At 71.1% G+C, this 17,417-nt stretch carries 16 protein-coding genes; 8 read left to right on the forward strand and 8 right to left on the reverse strand.

Going from position 1 to position 17,417, the window contains the following annotated elements; translation table 11 throughout:
- Positions 1 to 4: 4 nt before the first annotated feature.
- Positions 5 to 766, forward strand: a complete 762-nt coding sequence (locus tag C3488_RS17755; protein ID WP_103840496.1) for a MerR family transcriptional regulator — start codon at positions 5 to 7, stop codon at positions 764 to 766.
- 198 nt (positions 767 to 964) lie between these two features.
- Positions 965 to 1,870, forward strand: coding sequence for a VTT domain-containing protein (locus tag C3488_RS17760; protein ID WP_374955428.1), 906 nt, complete (start codon positions 965 to 967; stop codon positions 1,868 to 1,870).
- Between the two features lie 11 nt (positions 1,871 to 1,881).
- On the opposite strand, the gene C3488_RS17765 is transcribed toward C3488_RS17760, so the two are convergent.
- Both C3488_RS17765 and C3488_RS17770 read right to left on the reverse strand, forming a co-directional pair.
- Complete coding sequence (locus tag C3488_RS17765) at positions 1,882 to 3,639, reverse strand: threonine/serine exporter family protein (protein ID WP_181139063.1); 1,758 nt, start codon at positions 3,637 to 3,639, stop codon at positions 1,882 to 1,884.
- Between the two features lie 128 nt (positions 3,640 to 3,767).
- The gene (locus C3488_RS17770; RefSeq protein ID WP_103840535.1) at positions 3,768 to 4,259 is read right to left on the reverse strand and encodes an inorganic diphosphatase; all 492 of its coding nucleotides are present in this window, start codon (positions 4,257 to 4,259) and stop codon (positions 3,768 to 3,770) included.
- Positions 4,260 to 4,338: 79 nt separating this feature from the next.
- Between C3488_RS17770 and dacB the strand changes: the two genes are divergently transcribed.
- The 6 genes from dacB (at position 4,339) to folE (ending at position 12,328) form a co-directional block, all read left to right on the forward strand.
- Entirely contained in the window at positions 4,339 to 5,982 is a 1,644-nt protein-coding gene (gene dacB / locus C3488_RS17775; protein WP_103840500.1) for a D-alanyl-D-alanine carboxypeptidase/D-alanyl-D-alanine-endopeptidase, read from the forward strand.
- Between the two features lie 173 nt (positions 5,983 to 6,155).
- Complete coding sequence (locus tag C3488_RS17780; RefSeq protein ID WP_103840502.1) at positions 6,156 to 7,289, forward strand: zinc-dependent metalloprotease; 1,134 nt, start codon at positions 6,156 to 6,158, stop codon at positions 7,287 to 7,289.
- 205 nt (positions 7,290 to 7,494) lie between these two features.
- On the forward strand, positions 7,495 to 8,541 hold the full coding sequence (gene tilS, locus C3488_RS17785) for a tRNA lysidine(34) synthetase TilS (RefSeq protein WP_103840504.1): 1,047 nt from the start codon (positions 7,495 to 7,497) through the stop codon (positions 8,539 to 8,541).
- Between the two features lie 228 nt (positions 8,542 to 8,769).
- Positions 8,770 to 9,330, forward strand: coding sequence for a hypoxanthine phosphoribosyltransferase (hpt, locus tag C3488_RS17790; protein WP_103840506.1), 561 nt, complete (start codon positions 8,770 to 8,772; stop codon positions 9,328 to 9,330).
- Positions 9,331 to 9,560: 230 nt separating this feature from the next.
- Entirely contained in the window at positions 9,561 to 11,588 is a 2,028-nt protein-coding gene (gene ftsH / locus C3488_RS17795) for an ATP-dependent zinc metalloprotease FtsH (protein ID WP_103840508.1), read from the forward strand.
- Positions 11,589 to 11,722: 134 nt separating this feature from the next.
- The gene (gene folE / locus C3488_RS17800; protein ID WP_103840510.1) at positions 11,723 to 12,328 is read left to right on the forward strand and encodes a GTP cyclohydrolase I FolE; all 606 of its coding nucleotides are present in this window, start codon (positions 11,723 to 11,725) and stop codon (positions 12,326 to 12,328) included.
- Positions 12,329 to 12,354: 26 nt separating this feature from the next.
- On the opposite strand, the gene C3488_RS17805 is transcribed toward folE, so the two are convergent.
- From C3488_RS17805 to C3488_RS17830, 6 genes are all read right to left on the reverse strand, one after another.
- Positions 12,355 to 12,840, reverse strand: coding sequence for a DUF3180 domain-containing protein (locus tag C3488_RS17805; RefSeq protein WP_103840512.1), 486 nt, complete (start codon positions 12,838 to 12,840; stop codon positions 12,355 to 12,357).
- Positions 12,841 to 12,917: 77 nt separating this feature from the next.
- Complete coding sequence (gene folK / locus C3488_RS17810) at positions 12,918 to 13,529, reverse strand: 2-amino-4-hydroxy-6-hydroxymethyldihydropteridine diphosphokinase (protein ID WP_103840514.1); 612 nt, start codon at positions 13,527 to 13,529, stop codon at positions 12,918 to 12,920.
- A complete protein-coding gene (folB, locus tag C3488_RS17815) occupies positions 13,526 to 13,885 on the reverse strand; it encodes a dihydroneopterin aldolase (RefSeq protein ID WP_103840516.1) in 360 nt (119 codons plus the stop codon). The genes folK and folB overlap by 4 nt, the downstream gene beginning before the upstream one ends.
- A 259-nt stretch (positions 13,886 to 14,144) precedes the next feature.
- Positions 14,145 to 14,645, reverse strand: a complete 501-nt coding sequence (locus tag C3488_RS17820) for a nuclear transport factor 2 family protein (RefSeq protein WP_103840518.1) — start codon at positions 14,643 to 14,645, stop codon at positions 14,145 to 14,147.
- Positions 14,642 to 15,529, reverse strand: coding sequence for a dihydropteroate synthase (gene folP / locus C3488_RS17825; RefSeq protein WP_103840520.1), 888 nt, complete (start codon positions 15,527 to 15,529; stop codon positions 14,642 to 14,644). Before folP ends, C3488_RS17820 begins: the two co-directional genes overlap by 4 nt.
- A gap of 198 nt (positions 15,530 to 15,727) precedes the next feature.
- Positions 15,728 to 17,417, reverse strand: a 1,690-nt coding sequence (locus C3488_RS17830; protein WP_181139064.1) for a phosphatidylglycerol lysyltransferase domain-containing protein, incomplete at its 5' end; no start/stop codon positions are given.

The raw sequence follows: 17,417 nt of genomic DNA on the forward strand, positions 1-17,417 counted from the left end.
GGAAGTGAGCTACTCGGTGGGCCAGGTGGCCGGCTTCGCCGGTGTGACCGTGCGCACGCTGCACCACTACGACGAGATCGGCCTGCTCACACCCAGTGAGCGCACCTACGCCGGTCATCGGCGCTACAGCGACGCCGACCTCGACCGGCTGCAGCAGATCCTGTTCTACCGAGAACTCGGCTTCCCGCTCGACGAGGTTGCCGCTCTGCTCGACGACCCGGACGCGGACCCGCGGGAGCACCTGCGGCGCCAGCACGAACTGCTGACCGCCCGGATCGAGAAGCTGCAGAAGATGGCGGCGGCCGTGGAGCACGCCATGGAGGCACGCAAGATGGGCATCAACCTCACGCCCGAGGAGAGGTTCGAGGTCTTCGGGGACAAGGACCCGGAGCAGTACGCGGAGGAGGCGCAGGCGCGCTGGGGCGACACCGAGGCGTGGGCCGAGTCGCAGCGCCGCGCCGCCCGCTACACCAAGGAGGACTGGCAGCGCATCAAGGCCGAGGTCGGCGCCTGGGAGGAGCGCTACGTCGCCCTGATGACCGCCGGCGAACCGCCGGCCGGCGAACGCGCCATGGACCTGGCCGAGGAGCATCGGCAGCACATCAGCAGGTGGTACTTCGAGGTCCCGTACGAGATGCACCGGTGCTTCGCCGAGATGTACGTCTCCGACGAGCGCTTCAAGGCGTACTACGACTCCATGCGCCCGGGCCTCGCGGAGCACCTCAGGGACGCGATCGTGGCGAACGCGGCCCGCCACGAAGGATGACGGCCACGAGGGGTGAGGGCCACCGGGGGAGCGGCCGCACAGCCGTGGCCGAGTTCCCGCACAGTGCATCGCGGGGACACCGGGGGAACCTGCCGGGGACACCGTGCGTTGATAGCTTTGTCCGGCCAGTGCCTGCGTGACGGCCGCCCCAGGACGCCGTACGTACGTCCCCTCACCCCTCAGGAGCCCGGAACCGTGATGTCGCTTGCCCTCGGACCGAGCTGGCTGGATCCGAACTACCTGCTCGACACCTTCGGCATCTGGGGTCTGGTCCTGGTGGTCTTCGCCGAGTCGGGCCTGCTCATCGGCTTCTTCCTGCCGGGTGACTCGCTGCTGTTCACCTGCGGCCTGCTGATCACCGCGGGGACGATGAAGTTCCCGCTGTGGGGGGCGATCGGCCTGATCTGCCTCGCCGCGATCCTGGGCGACCAGGCGGGCTACATGTTCGGCAAGAAGGTCGGACCGTCGCTCTTCAGGCGCCCGGACTCCCGCCTCTTCAAGCAGGAGAACGTCACCAAGGCGCACGAGTTCTTCGAGAAGCACGGCCCGAAGTCCCTGGTGCTGGCCCGCTTCGTGCCCATCGTGCGCACGTTCACGCCGATCATCGCCGGCGTCAGCGGCATGAAGTACCGCTCGTTCCTGGCCTTCAACGTCATCGGCGGCGTCCTGTGGGGCGCGGGCGTCACGCTTCTGGGCTCCTGGCTGGGCAACGTGGCGTTCGTCCACAAGAACATCGAGCTGATCCTGATCCTGATCGTCTTCGTCTCGGTGATCCCGATCATCATCGAGTTCCTGCGGGCCCGTTCCCAGTCGAAGAAGACCGCGTCCCAGCCCCAGCCCCAGGCCCAGGCCCAGTCCCCGGTCATGGACGACGCGACGACCCAGCTGCGCCGTATCTCCCCGGACCGCCAGTACCCGCAGCAGTACGGCAACCAACACCAGAACCAGCACCAGAACGAGCACCAGGGCTCGGGCTACGACTACCGGCAGTACCCGCAACAGCAGTACGCCCAGGAGCAGTACCCCCAGGAGCAGTACGGGCAGCAGGCGCCGCAGGAGTACGAGCAGCCCCAGCAGCAGTACCCGTACAACCGGGGTTACTAGGGCCGCGGGGGTCAGAACCCTCTGGTCCGCTTGGCTGCCCGGCGCCCCCCGGCGGACCCGAACCGCAGGAACAGCCGGGAGATCTCCGAGCCCAGGTTCACCCCGATCGCGATGGCCATCGCCAGGGACACCGCGTTGGCCAGCGACACCAGGCCCTTGTCGACGTTGTTCTGGGCGATGGACAGCAGCCCGAAATACGTGGCGGAGCCGGGCAGCAGTGGCCCGATCGCCGCGGTCGTGTACGGCAGCGCGGACGCGAACCGGTAGCGCGACAGCAGTTGCCCGAACAGTCCCACCAGTCCGGCCGCGACAGCCGTGGAGGCGACCGGCGACAGCCCGCCCGGGTAGTGCAGCGCGCCGTACACACTCCAGGCGACGCCGCCGTTGAGGGTCACCCACAGCACGGTGGACCGTTCCTGCTGGAGCAGTACGGCGAACGTCAGCGACAGGAGCATCGACGCCACGATCTGCACGACGGGCCGCTCGGCGAGGTGCAGGGCCGCGTTCGGATCGAGTTCGGCGCCCAGCTTCACCCCGAAGTAGAGGACCACCAGGACGCCGGCGACGATGCCCACGAAGAAGTACATGACCTCCAGCAGGCGCGCCGCGGCGGTGATGTAGAAGCCGGTCAGCCCGTCCTGCACGCCCGCGACCAGGGCCCGCCCGGGCAGCAGCGCGAACAGTCCACCGGTGATCACCGCGGAGGCGGCCACGGGCACATGGGCCAGCGTGAGCGCGACACCGATCGCGGCCGGCGGCATCGCGGCCACCAGGAACTGGTAGAACTCCGGCAGTCCGCGGCCCGCGCACAGCCACGCGAGCCGGTCGCCGAGCATGGCGCCCAGCGCGGCCGCGACGAAGACGATGAGATCGCCGCCGACGAGTATGGAGGCCGCACCGGCGAGCAGCCCGCTCGCTCCGGTCAGCGCCCAGCCCGGGTAGGGGTGCCGGTTGCGGCGGATCTCGGCGAGCCGCCGGTAGGCGTCCTCCAGGGAGATCGAGGTCTCCGGGTCGGTGAGGTCGTCCACGAGCCGGAACACGGCCTGCAGGCGGGTGTAGTCGGTGCCCCGGCGGCGGACCGTCCGCGAGGCCGACACGGGGTCCTCCACCAGGGACGGCTGGTAGGAGATCGACAGCAGGGTGAAGGTGACGTTCGGCTCGCAGCGGTCGAGGCCGTAGGACCGGCAGACCGCGAACATCGCCGCCTCCACGTCCTCGGCACCCTCGCCGCCCGCCAGCAGCAGTTCGCCGATGCGGAGGGTCAGGTCGAGCACGCGCGGCACGGCGGGACCCGACTCGCCGATCTTCTGCACGGGCTCCGGCGCCGGCCGCTCGGTCACCGGCATGCGCAGCATCGCGCGCATCCGGTCCTGCCAGGGCGCCTCCTTGGTGAGCCGCACCGCCGGTATACCGGAGGGAGGGGTGAAGGCGGGCGGGGCGCTGCGGGCGCTGTACGTGCTCGGCGGGCTGAACGCGGATCCCTCGGCCTCGGCGGCGGTCGGCTGCGGAACCTGGAGGCCCTCGGGGAGGGCGAACTCCGACGTCGTCTCGGAATCGGCACCGGCCGCCGCCACCTCCAGGCCCTCGGGGAGGGCGAACTCCGACGTCGTGGACGACTCACCGCCGACCGCCGCCGGCGCGCCCACGCTCGCGGGGACGGTGAAGGCCAGGGTCGTGGCGGACTCGCTCCCGCCTCGCCCGTCGGGCGCGAACACGCCCCTCGCCTGGTCCGACCGCGGCTTGCGGTCCACCCCGTCCGGCTCCGCCACCTGCTTCTTCCTTGCCCTTCCGTGCGCGCGTGTCCCGTGGGTACCTCCCGTGCGCCCCAGTATGCGCACCTACGCCAGCGGGCCGCGTCACCCGGGAGGGTCACGCGGCCCGCTGGAGGTCGGAGCGGTCAGTGACCGCCGTGGTCCTTGAAGCGCTTGAAGGAGCGCTCGATCTCGGCCTCGGCGTCAGCGCGGCCCACCCAGTCGGCGCCCTCGACGGACTTGCCGGGCTCCAGGTCCTTGTAGACCTCGAAGAAGTGCTGGATCTCCAGCCGGTCGAACTCGGAGACGTGGTGGATGTCCCGCAGGTGCTCCACGCGCGGGTCGGACGCCGGCACGCACAGCAGCTTGTCGTCGCCGCCGGCCTCGTCGGTCATCCGGAACATGCCGATGGCGCGGCACTTGATGAGGCAGCCGGGGAAGGTCGGCTCCTCCAGGATGACCAGAGCGTCCAGCGGGTCGCCGTCCTCACCCAGGGTGTTCTCCACGAAACCGTAGTCGGCCGGGTAGCTGGTCGAGGTGAAGAGTCGACGGTCGAGGCGGATACGACCGGTCTCGTGGTCCACCTCGTACTTGTTCCGCGAACCCTTCGGGATCTCGATCGTGACGTCGAACTCCACCGGTGGCTCCTCCATGATCAGCACATAGTTCTGGTGGTTAAGTGTCCCTCACGCAGGAGTGTGATCGCGAAAGGGGCTGGTGGTCGTGCCGGAGCTGGGGCCTTGGCGGGCCGCGGGACCGCGTCTCGTGCGGGTCGCGCAGGCCGCGAAACCGCACCTCACGCGCATGACCCAGGCTGTGGGACCCCGCGCCCGGCGGATCGCCGAAACCGCGCGACCCGGTGTGACGCGAATCACGAGGGGGGCGAAGCCGCACGTCGCACGGGTCGCGCGCGCCGTACGCCCGCCCCACGGGAGGCTGACGACCCCGCAGCTGGCGGCCGTCGCCGCCACCGTGGGCCTCGCGCTCGCGGCCGGGGCCGTGACCGCCGCCGGTCCCTGGGACTCCTCCGGCCAGCGTACGGCCGAGCGCGACCTCGCCGTGGCGTGGGACCGCCGGGGTGGCGCAGATCACGGGGCCGGTACGGCGGCGGACGCGCCCGCTCCCGCCCCGAGCGCCGCCTCCGTGCTCGTCGCCCTCGGCGGCGCCACCACCAAGTCCGCCCCCGAGGACAAGCCCCTCGCCGCCGTACTCGGCCCGCTCCTGCGCGACCCCGCCCTCGGCACCCGGCGCAGCGCCGCGGTCGTCGACGTGACCACCGGGAAGCGCCTGTACGCCGTGGGCGGGGACGACGCGCTGACCCCCGCCTCGACCACGAAGATCGCCACCGCTGTCGCCGCGCTCTCCGCGGCGGGCGCCGACCACCGCTTCACCACGCGTGCGGTGCTGGAGCCCGGCAGCGACCACCTGGTCCTGGTCGGCGGCGGCGACCCGACGCTGACCGCCCGCAAGCAGGCCGAGGGCTGGGCGAGCCTGCGCACCCTGGCCGACGACACCGCCGCCGCCCTGAAGACGCGCCACCTGACCTCGGTGACCCTCTCGTACGACACCTCCCTGTTCACGGGCCCGGCCCTGCACCCCATCGGCGTCAACGACAACCTGTCCCCGGTCACCGCGCTGATGGTGGACGAGGGCCGCACGGACGACACCTCCAGTGGGCCGGCCCCGCGCGGCACGGACCCGGCGGCCGACGCGGCCCGCGCGTTCGCCCGCCTGCTCCAGGGCCACGGCATCAAGACCTCGCAGCCCGGGGCGGCGAAGGCCACGGCGCGCGCCGAGGCGCTGGCCTCCGTGCAGTCGCCGCCCCTGTCCGCCGTCGTCGAGCGGATGCTCACCAACAGCGACAACGACATCGCCGAGGCCCTGGCCCGCCAGACCGCCCTCGCCACCGGCGGCCGCCCGAGCTTCGAGGGGGGCGCGGCGGCGATCTCCGCCCGGTTGAAGCAGCTGGGCCTCCCGGTCGGCGGCTCCCAGTTCCACGACGGCAGCGGCCTCGACCGCGACGACAAGCTCACCGCGGACCTGCTGACGGCCCTGCTGGCGACCGCCGCCTCCTCGTCCCACCCCGACCTGCGCGCCGTCCTCACGGGTCTGCCGGTGGCGGGTTTCACGGGCACCCTGAGCGACCGCTACGCGGACGCCGCCGAACACTCCGGCGTGGGCCTCGTCCGCGCCAAGACGGGCTCCCTGACCGGTGTCAACACGCTGGCCGGAACGGTGGTCGACGCGGACGGCCACCTCCTGGCGTTCGCGTTCCTGACGGAAGGCTCGATGAACCAGACGACGGCGAGAACGGCCCTGGACCACACGGCAGCGACCCTGGCGTCCTGCGGCTGCAGCTGACGACCGCTCGAAGGGCGACGGGGGCGCGTGCCCGAGCGAAGCCGAGAGCTTGGGTGAGGGGTCGGGGAGGGTGGGCACGGCCCGCACCACCGGGCGCGGCCCGACCAGAGGCTCAGCCCGGCCGAGCCCTTTCGACCCTGCCCCCGGCGGCAGCGCTCACGTACCGTTGACACATGACGAGCATCGGTGGTGCCGGATCTCCTGGGATGGTCGACTGGAATCTCGCGGTGGCGACCGCGACCCGGCTCGTGCGGCCGGGCCCCGACGTGAGCCGCGACGAGGCCCGGGCCGTCGTCGCCGAGCTGCGCCGCCACGCGAAGGCCTCGGAGGAGCATGTCCGGGGCTTTACCCGTATGGGTGAAGAGGGTGTACACGACACCCCGGTCCTCGTCGTCGACCGCCCCGGCTGGGTCAGGGCGAACGTCGCCGGTTTCCGGGAGATCCTCAAGCCCCTCCTCGACAAGATGTCGCAGCGCCGCGGCAGCACGCCCGGCGGAGCCGTCCTCGGCGTCGTCGGCGGCAAGGTCACCGGCGTGGAAGTGGGCATGCTGCTGTCGTTCCTGTCCAGCCGGGTGCTCGGCCAGTACGAGACCTTCGCCCCGCCCACCCGCGAGCTGCCCGCCGGCGAGAACGGCGGCGGCCGCCTGCTGCTGGTCGCGCCGAACATCGTCCACGTCGAGCGGGAGCTGGACGTGGACCCGCACGACTTCCGCCTGTGGGTCTGTCTGCACGAGGAGACACACCGCACGCAGTTCACCGCGGTGCCCTGGCTGCGCGACCACCTGGAGGGCGAGATCCAGTCGTTCCTCGAGGAGACCGACATCGATCCCATGACCGTCCTGGAGCGCATCCGGGAGGCCGTCCAGTCGCTCGCAGGGGGCCGCCCGGAGGGCGAGGAGGGCGACGACGGCCACTCCCTCGTGGAACTCGTGCAGACCCCCGCCCAGCGGGAGATCCTCGGCCGGCTCACCGCGGTGATGTCGCTCCTGGAGGGCCACGCCGACTTCGTGATGGACGGCGTGGGACCCGCGGTCGTGCCGAGCGTCGCCGAGATCCGCGAGAAGTTCCAGCAGCGCCGCGCCAAGGGCGCCTCGCGCCTGGACCTGGCCCTGCGCAAGCTGCTGGGCCTGGACGCCAAGCTCAGGCAGTACCGTGACGGCGAGCGGTTCGTGCGGGCGGTCGTCGAGCAGGTCGGCATGGACGGCTTCAACCGTGTGTGGACCTCCCCGAACACCCTCCCGACCAAGGCGGAGATCGCCAAACCGGCGGACTGGGTCGCACGGGTGCACCGCAGGGCGGAATCGTGAACCCCGGAGTGAGAGCCATGAATCCGGAGTGAAGTAATCCGGCCGTCGGCAGGTCAACGCTCCGCCAATCACCCTTCCGAGGGACCGTGGGCCTGGGACTGGCGTGCAATGCTCGGGGAACGGCCCGTTTCTGTCACCATCTACACACTCTGAGTGACCGGCTTCGGGCTCACCCCCCGACACAACTTCATGAAGGGAACCGGACATGGGTCCCCATCCCGCGGTCGCGGCGATACGCCTGGCGGTCCGCCGCGTCCTCCACGACATCCTGACCGAGCAGACCGCCGAGCGGCCGAGAGAGCACGTGACCGTCGGCTCTCCGCCCCACGAGCGCCCGTCCGCGCCGCTCGTGCTCGTGGCGTGCTCGGGCGGCGCCGACTCGATGGCGCTCGCCTCCGCCCTCGCCTTCGAAGCACCCAAGCTCGGCATCTCCGCCGGCGGCATCACCGTCGACCACGGCCTGCAGCCCGGCTCCGACCTGCGCGCCGCCGAGGTCGTCCTGCGCCTGCGCGAGCTGGGCCTGGACCCCGTCGAGTCCGTCGCCGTCACCGTCGGCCGTGACGGAGGGCCCGAAGCCGCCGCCCGCGACGCGCGCTACGCCGCCCTGGACGCCGCCGCAGACCGCCTCGGCGCCACCGCGATCCTCCTCGGGCACACCCGCGACGACCAGGCCGAGACCGTCCTGCTCGGCCTCGCCCGCGGCTCCGGCATCCGCTCCCTGTCGGGGATGGCCGCGGTCTCGGGAGCCGGCGGCCGCTACCGCCGCCCCTTCCTCCACATCGACCGGCAGACCGCCCGCAAGGCCTGCATGACCCAGTCGCTGCCCGTCTGGGACGACCCGCACAACACCGACCCCGCCTACACCCGCTCCCGGCTCCGCCACGAGGGCCTGCCCGCCCTGGAGAAGGCGCTCGGCAAAGGCGTCGTCGAAGCCCTCGCCCGCACGGCGCAGCTCTCCCGCGACGACGCCGACGCCCTGGACGCCTGGGCCAGCCAGGCCGAGGCCTCCGTCCGCGACGCCTCCGGGCTCCTGGAGTGCGCCAAGCTCTACGCCCTGCCCCCCGCCGTCCGCCGACGCATCCTGCGCCGCGCCGCCATCGAGGCGGGCGCCCCGGCCGGGTCCCTCTTCGCCCGGCACATCGAGGAGGTCGACCGGCTGATCACCGGCTGGCGGGGCCAGGGGGCCATCAATCTCCCGGGCAAAGTCGTCGCCCAGCGGCAGGGTGGCAGACTGGTGATTCGGCAAGGCTGAGAACACGCCCCCTGCGGGAGGCGCCCGGCCACCCCTCGGGGGGTCGGTCAGCCACGCGAGCGGGCCAAGGGGCGCGCCGCTGTCGCGAGGAAGAGCGCGGGCACGCCGCGAGGGCTGTAGCCGCCATGCGGCTGCCGCCGCGCGGGTGAACCGGCCGCGGTCGGCCCTCGACGGTGGCACGGCCCCCGACGCGCGCGAGCAATCGAAGCGGCGGGACGACCGAAAGTGATGCGGGTGGACGCGAAAGACATGGGTGCCGACCTCAAGCAGGTGCTCATCACCAAGGAAGAGATCGACGCGAAGCTGGCCGAGCTGGCCGCGAAGATCGACGCGGAGTACGCGGGCAAGGACTTGCTGATCGTCGGCGTTCTCAAGGGCGCGGTGATGGTCATGGCGGACCTCGCCCGGGCGCTGTCCACCCCCGTCACGATGGACTGGATGGCCGTGTCCTCCTACGGCGCTGGAACGCAGTCCTCCGGCGTCGTGCGGATCCTCAAGGACCTGGACACCGACATCAAGGGCAAGCACGTCCTGATCGTCGAGGACATCATCGACTCCGGACTGACCCTGTCCTGGCTGATCTCCAACCTGGGCTCCCGCGAGCCCGAGTCGCTGAAGGTGTGCACGCTGCTGCGCAAGCCGGACGCCGCCAAGGTCGCCATCGACGTCGAATGGGTCGGATTCGACATCCCGAACGAATTCGTCGTGGGCTACGGCCTCGACTACGCGGAGAAGTACCGCAACCTTCCGTTCGTCGGTACTCTCGCGCCCCACGTCTACGGCGGCTGAACTCTCCGTGGCCCGGCGCTCCCGGCCGCCCGCGCGGCGGCCGGATCCCGGATTCCGGTCTTTGTAAGACGTTCGGGAACCACAACGGGTTTCGCGCCGTTGGAGATGCGTGGGCGGTATTGCCGGTAGTCCCCTGCGGCTGAGGGTGGCGATCCTGGGGTACCGTCGGAAGAACTGTTTTTATCAAACTCACTATGGCAGGAGGGACGGGGCGGCACCGCTCCGTATGGATGGACGTGAAGCGATACTTCCGTGGGCCGGTCATGTGGATCGTGCTGGCCGTCCTTGCCGTGGTCGTGTTGATGCAGGTCGTCGGCTCTTCGGGCGGCTACAAAACGGTGGACACCGGCAAGGTCGTCCAGGCGATCAATGACAACAGGGTCGACTCGGCCAAGCTGACCACCGGCGACGAGCAGGTCATCAAGGTCTCGCTCAAGGACGGCGTCAAGGTCGACGGCAGCTCCAAGATCCAGGCGAGCTACATCGGCGACCAGGGCGTGACCCTGGCGAACACCCTGCAGGACAAGTACCAGAACAAGCAGATCCCGAAGGGCTACACGGTCTCGCCGTCCAAGCAGAACCCCTTCGTCGGCATCCTGCTCTCCCTGTTGCCCTTCGTCCTGATCGTGGTCGTCTTCCTGTTCCTGATGAATCAGATGCAGGGCGGCGGCTCGAGGGTGATGAACTTCGGCAAGTCGAAGGCGAAGCTCATCACCAAGGACACCCCCAAGACGACGTTCTCGGACGTCGCGGGTGCGGACGAGGCGGTCGAGGAACTCCAGGAGATCAAGGAGTTCCTGCAGGAGCCGGCCAAGTTCCAGGCTGTCGGCGCGAAGATCCCCAAGGGCGTGCTGCTCTACGGCCCGCCCGGTACCGGTAAGACGCTGCTGGCGCGTGCCGTCGCCGGCGAGGCGGGTGTCCCGTTCTACTCGATCTCGGGTTCCGACTTCGTCGAGATGTTCGTCGGTGTCGGTGCCTCCCGGGTCCGTGACCTGTTCGAGCAGGCCAAGGCGAACGCCCCGGCGATCGTCTTCGTCGACGAGATCGACGCGGTCGGCCGCCACCGCGGCGCCGGCCTCGGCGGCGGTCACGACGAGCGCGAGCAGACCCTGAACCAGCTGCTCGTCGAGATGGACGGCTTCGACGTCAAGGGCGGCGTGATCCTCATCGCGGCCACGAACCGCCCCGACATCCTCGACCCGGCCCTCCTGCGTCCCGGCCGCTTCGACCGTCAGATCGCGGTCGACCGCCCGGACATGCAGGGCCGTCTGGAGATCCTCAAGGTCCACCAGAAGGGCAAGCCGGTCGCCCCGGACGTCGACCTGTCGGCCGTCGCCCGCCGCACCCCCGGCATGACCGGCGCCGACCTCGCCAACGTCCTGAACGAGGCCGCGCTGCTGACGGCCCGCAGCGACAGGAAGCTGATCGACAACCGGATGCTGGACGAGGCGATCGACCGCGTGGTCGCGGGCCCGCAGAAGCGGACCCGGATCATGTCGGACAAGGAGAAGAAGATCACCGCGTACCACGAGGGCGGCCACGCCCTGGTCGCGGCGGCCTCGCCGAACTCCGACCCGGTCCACAAGATCACCATCCTGTCCCGCGGCCGCGCCCTCGGCTACACGATGGTGCTCCCGGACGAGGACAAGTACTCCACGACCCGCAACGAGATGCTGGACCAGCTGGCTTACATGCTGGGCGGCCGCGCGGCCGAGGAGCTCGTCTTCCACGACCCGACCACCGGTGCCGCCAACGACATCGAGAAGGCCACCAACCTGGCCCGCGCGATGGTCACGCAGTACGGCATGACCGAGCGCCTCGGTGCGATCAAGTTCGGCAGTGACGGCAGCGAGCCGTTCCTCGGCCGTGAGATGTCCCACCAGCGCGACTACTCGGAAGAGGTCGCCGCGCTGGTGGACGAGGAAGTCAAGAAGCTCATCGAGACGGCGCACAACGAGGCCTGGGAGATCCTGGTCGAGAACCGCGACGTCCTCGACAACCTGGTGCTCCAGCTGCTGGAGAAGGAGACGCTGGGCAAGGAGGAGATCGCCGAGATCTTCGCCCCGATCGTCAAGCGTCCGCCGCGGCCCGCCTGGACCGGCTCCTCGCGCCGCACGCCGTCCACCCGCCCGCCGGTGCTCTCCCCCAAGGAGCTCGCACTGACGAACGGGGCGAACGGCGCGACGCCGGCGATCGCGAACGCCGCGGAGTCCGTCTCCTCCACGGAGGCGTCTGCGGAGGACCGCCGCGAGAGCTGAACACGGGTCCCACCGGCCCCGGAATTTCGGCCGCGCCCCCCAGGGTTCTAGCCTGGGGGGCGCGGCCGCTTTCGCAGGGCCGCGGATGAGACGCGCGACCCGTGCGCGTCACAGGCGCAGGAACGAGGCACCACATGACCGACCCGGTGACGCTGAACGGCGAGAGCACGATCGGCGAGTTCGACGAGAAGCGTGCGGAGAACGCCGTCAGGGAGCTGCTCATCGCGATCGGGGAGGACCCGGACCGAGAGGGGCTGCGGGAGACCCCGGGCAGGGTGGCGCGGGCGTACCGGGAGCTTCTGGCCGGGCTCAGGCAGGAGCCCGAGGACGTACTGACGACGACGTTCGATCTGGGCCACGACGAGATGGTCCTGGTCAAGGACATCGAGATCGTCTCCCTCTGCGAGCACCACCTGCTGCCGTTCCACGGTGTCGCCCACGTCGGCTACATCCCGGCCGAGAGCGGAAAGATCACCGGCCTGTCGAAGCTGGCGCGTCTCGTCGAGGTGTTCGCTCGCCGGCCGCAGGTGCAGGAACGACTCACCACGCAGATCGCCGACTCGCTCATGCGCATACTCGAGGCCCGGGGCGCCATCGTCGTCATCGAGGCCGAGCACATGTGCATGTCCGTGCGCGGCATTCGCAAGCCGGGCGCGAAGACGACGACGTCGGCCGTGCGCGGCCAGCTGCGGGACGCCACGACGCGCGCCGAGGCGATGAGCCTGATATTGGCGCGCTGACCGCCCTCGGCGCCTGGCGGCGCCCGTCAGGAGACGGGTGCCGCGTTGCCGTCGTGGTCGTCGTCCTCCGGGAGCTTGCAGACCCGCTCCAGGAAGAGGGCGGCCGCTATGACCGCGATGCCCGCGACGACCGAGAAGCCGGCGTAGATGGCCTGGTCGCGGCGGGAGGGCATGTCCAGGGAGCCCAGGAGGAAGACACCCGTGCCTCCGTACATGCCGGCGACCAGGGCCGCGACCAGGGCGCTGGCCTGGCCGAAGACGACCGCGCGGGCCGCCATCAGCGGGTCGACGCCCTTCGCGTCCTGGCGGCGCTCCCGCTGGGCCTTGAGGCGGGCGCGCAGGGAGAGCGCCGTGGCCAGCAGGACCACGGCGATCAGGGCGAGGACGACGGGAGCGGCCAGTGGGACCCGGGGCAGTGTGCCCACGGCGTCCCACAGGCGGGCGCCCGCCCAGGACAGCACTCCGGCCACCACGAACACCGCCACCAGCGTCCTGACGCGCAGCTCTTTCACGATGTCCCTTCGTCGGCCCGGCCGTCGGTCGCACGGGGCGGTGATCCGGGAGGCCCCGGCCCGGTAGACCTTAACGACTACTCGGGCAGCCGGAGTTCCAGGTCGGCGCGGGGCGTCACCCCGTGGCGGGTGACGGCGTCGAGCAGGTGTGCCACCGGGCCGCGGCCGGGCAACTGGGCCTCGGGGTCGAGGTCGTGCCACGGGGCGAGGACGAAGGCCCGCTCGTGGGCGCGCGGGTGGGGCAGCGTGAGCACCGGGTCGTCGGAGACCACGTCGGCGTACGCGACGATGTCCACGTCCAGCGTCCGCGCCCCCCAGCGCTCGTCGCGCACCCGGTGGAAGGCCTCCTCGACGGCGTGCGCCCGCTCCAGCAGGGAGGAGGGGGGCAGGGTCGTCTTCACGACGACCACCGCGTTGAAGTACGCCGGCTGGCTGCCGGGGGCCACGCCCCACGGCTCGGTCTCGTACACCGGCGAGACCGCCTTGACGCGGACGCCCGGCGTGTCCTCCAGGGCGTCTATCGCGCCCTGGAGGTTCTCCAGGCGGTTGCCCAGGTTCGAGCCGATGGAGATCACGGCCCGTTTCGGATTCTGCAGGGTGGTGTCGGCGGCATCCACTTTCTCCACGACGGAGGCGGGCACCGGCTGGACGGTCGGGTCGCTCTGACCCCCGGCGAAGAAGGCGGTCATACTCGGCTCCGGGTGATGGTGACGCTCACGTCGTCGAAGGGGACCGTGATCGGGGCGTCCGGCTTGTGGACGCAGACCTCGACCTCCTGGACCGGGGCGTGCTTGAGGCAGGACAGGGCGATGCGCTCCGCGAGCGTCTCGATGAGGTTCACGGGCTCCCCCTCGACCAGGGCGACGACCTCCTCGGCCACGACGCCGTAGTGCACCGTCTTCGACAGGTCGTCGTCGCTCGCGGCCGGCCGGGTGTCCACGCCCAGGACGAGATCGACGACGAAGGTCTGGCCCTCCTCGCGCTCCTCGGGGAACACGCCGTGGTACCCACGGGCCTTCAGGCCGCGCAGCGCGACACGATCCACGCGAATCACTCCTGCAATCGTCGGTAGCGGCCGATTCTCACCAGGTGCGGACGGTACACCGGTCTCGAACGAATCTACCTGCGAGCACTGACAGCGTCGGCCCACAGGGGCGCGCGCCGACGGCACCGGCAGGAGGGTTCATCGGGTGTTTCCCCTGGGGAACGCGGTGGCTGATGGCCCGGTAGCCGCCCATACCCAGGAGTAGGTGATTCCGACCACTCCAGGCCGCCTACCCACTCGGGCGGGCCGTCCACCCCCGTCAGACGGAGTCGTCCTCCTCGTCGTCACTGGTTTCGGTCAGCACGGGGGAGGCGTGGTGCGACCAGAGCTTCCAGCCGTCGGACGTGCGGCGGAACACGTTCGTGGCGACCACGAGCTGACCGACGAGCGGGCCCGGCTCCTCGCCGCCGTCGGGGGACGGGCCGCCGCTGAGGATGTTCTCCGTGCAGGTCACGAGGGCGGTGTCGCCGGTCACGGAGACATGGACGTCGGTGAGGAAGAACTGGATGTAGTCGGTGTTCGCCATGATCAGCGCGTACGACCTCAGGACCTCGCCGCGTCCGGTCAGGACGGGCCAACCGGGGTGGACGCAGGAGACCACGCCGGTGTCGGCCGGGTCGTGGTACTCCTCGTCGACGCCCAGGTCGGAAGGGGAGAGCCAGAGCGAGGACAGCTCCTCGAAGTCACCCCGCTCCATGGCTTCGTAGAAGGCCGTGTTGGCCAGTTCGACCTGTTCGACGTCGGTGTGGGCGGTGCTCACCGGGCTCCTTCGGGGGTTCCGGTCCTGCGTGCGTCCTCCAGGGCGCGGGCGACGCGTACGGCGTCCGCCGTGGCGCGCACCTCGTGCACGCGCACGGCCCAGGCGCCGGCGTGCGCGGCGAGTGCGGAGACGGCGGCCGTGGCGGCGTCACGCTCCCGCGCGGGCGGGGGTGCGCCCTCGGGGCCGGCCAGGACGCGGCCGAGGAAGCGTTTGCGGGACGCGGCCACCAGGAGGGGGTGGCCGAGGCCGGTCAGACGGTCGAGGTGGGCGAGCAGGGTGAGGTCGTGCTCGGCGTCCTTCGAGAAGCCGAGACCGGGGTCGACGACGATGCGGTCCGGGGCGATGCCGCCCTCGAGGACGGCATCCACGCGCGCGTGCAACTCGTCCACGACCTCCGTGACGACGTCCTCGTAGACGCCCTTGACGTTGCCGCCCTGAAGGAAGCCGCGCCAGTGCATGACCACGAACGGGGCGCCCGTGGCCGCGACGACCGGGATCATCGCGGGGTCGGCGAGGCCGCCGCTGACGTCGTTGACAAGTGCGGCACCCGCCGCGAGGGCCTGCTCGGCGACACGGGCGCGCATGGTGTCGACGGAGACCGTGACGCCCTCGGAGGCGAGGCCGCGCACGACGGGGATGACACGCCTCAGCTCCTCGGCCTCGTCGACACGGGTGGCACCGGGGCGGGTGGACTCCCCGCCGACGTCGACGAGGTCGGCGCCCTCGGAGACCAGGTCGAGGCCGTGCTTGACGGCGGCGGTCGTGTCGAACCAGCGGCCGCCGTCGGAGAAGGAGTCGGGGGTGACGTTGACGACCCCCATGACCGCACAGCGGTCCCAGACCGGAAGACCGGCCACCCGGCCCCGCCCACTCTTCGTGCTCATACGTTCAGCGTAGGCCCCCGGGGCCTGTCTTTCGGATCAGCTCGGCGTCGCGGGGCGTGGCAAAGACAGGTCCGGGCCCCTCGCAACCCGGCTCCCGGGGGACGTGTGACCGCCGCGGCGAGCCGGCTGGTGCCGGGCTCCGGGGACGGCCCGGTGAGGCCCCGTGGGATCGGGGCCTCACCGGGCCTGTCCGGCTTGTCAGGCGCGACTGGGGGTCCGTACCCCGCGTTCCGCCACGCCGTGCGCACACGGGCGCGGGGCCCGGGACGTGCGACGCAGGACGCGGGGGAGAGCCAGGTTCACGAAGCCCTCGGCCTGCATGACGGCGAAGCCGATGCGCGGCAGGTCGCGGGAGGAGGCGTACACCATGAAGCGCGGCTCCCAGCGCGGCTGGAACTTGGCGTTGAACTTGTACAGGGACTCGATCTGGAACCACCGGGAGAGGAAGACCAGCAGCCCCCGCCACGCCCGCAGCACGGGCCCCGCACCGATCTTCTCGCCGCGGGCCAGCGCCGAGCGGAACATCGCGAAGTTCAGCGAGACGTGCTCGATGCCGAACTTCGGGGCGGCCTGCAGCGCGGCCACGATCAGCAGTTCGTTCATGCCCGGGTCGGCCGAGCGGTCACGGCGCATCAGGTCCAGGGAGACCCCGTCCGTGCCCCAGGGGACGAAGTGCAGGACGGCCTTGAGGTCGCCGTACGGTCCCGCCTCGGCGTCGGCCTTGTGGGCCGTCGCGATCAGGCAGTCACCGTCGGCCGGGTCCCCGACACGGCCGAGCGCCATGGAGAAGCCGCGCTCGGTGTCCGTACCGCGCCAGTCCTCGGCCGCCCGTCGTATGCGCTCCAGTTCGCCCTCGCCGAGGTCACGGATGCGCCGTACCCGGGTCTCGTAACCGGCGCGCTCGATGCGCTTCACCATCTGGCGCACGTTGCGCATCGCGCGCCCGGAGAGGGAGAAATCCTTGACGTCCACCACCGCCTCGTCACCCAGTTCGAGGGCGTCCAGGCCGGTCTCGCGGGTCCACACCTCGCCGCCCGTCTCCGAGCAGCCCACGACCGCGGGCGTCCAGGAGTGCGCCCTGGCCTCGTCCATGAACCGCTCGATGGCGCCCGGCCAGGCCTCCACATCGCCGATCGGGTCGCCGCTCGCCAGCATCACGCCCGACACGACGCGGTACGTCACCGCCGCCTTGCCGCTCGGTGAGAAGACGACCGCCTTGTCACGGCGGAGTGCGAAGTGGCCGAGGGAGTCACGGCTGCCGTGCTTGTCCAGCAGGGCGCGCAGCCGTGCCTCGTCCTCCTCGGTGAGCTGGGCGGCCGGGTGTTCGGGCCGGAACGCCAGGTAGATCGTGGTGATCGCGGTGATCAGACCGAGCGCGCCGAGCGAGAAGCCCACCGTCCAGGAGGTGTTGCCGGTGTAGTCGACCGGGCCCTCGAAGCCGAACAGGCCGTACAGCACGTGCTCGAGGCGGTCGGACAGGCTCGGGTCGCCGACCATGCGGTGCGAGTGGACGCTGACGATGACCAGGCCCAGCACCACGGAACCGGCGCCCATGAGGATGAAGTTGGCCAGTGCGCGCCAGCGGCTGCGCGGGTCGGGCAAGGCCGCGAACTCGTCTCGGTGGCGCAGCAGCGGCACCAGCAGGGCCACCGCGATGAGCACGCCGACGAGCGAGTGGCGGTATACGTACTCCGACACGGCGCCCGCCGGAAGGAGCAGTACTGCGGCGCGCCACGCCCGGCGCTTGCGCCGGCGCAGCCCGTGGGCCAGGAGCAGCAGCAGGACGCCCGCGCTCAGGGACAGGGCCGCGGCGAAGGGGCCGAACGAGCCGGGCAGCACCTCGGCCATGCGGTGCATACGGCTGTGCCGGAAGCGCGGGAACACGCCC

This window comes from Streptomyces sp. Ru72, assembly GCF_002920635.1.
GTDB lineage: Bacteria > Actinomycetota > Actinomycetes > Streptomycetales > Streptomycetaceae > Streptomyces.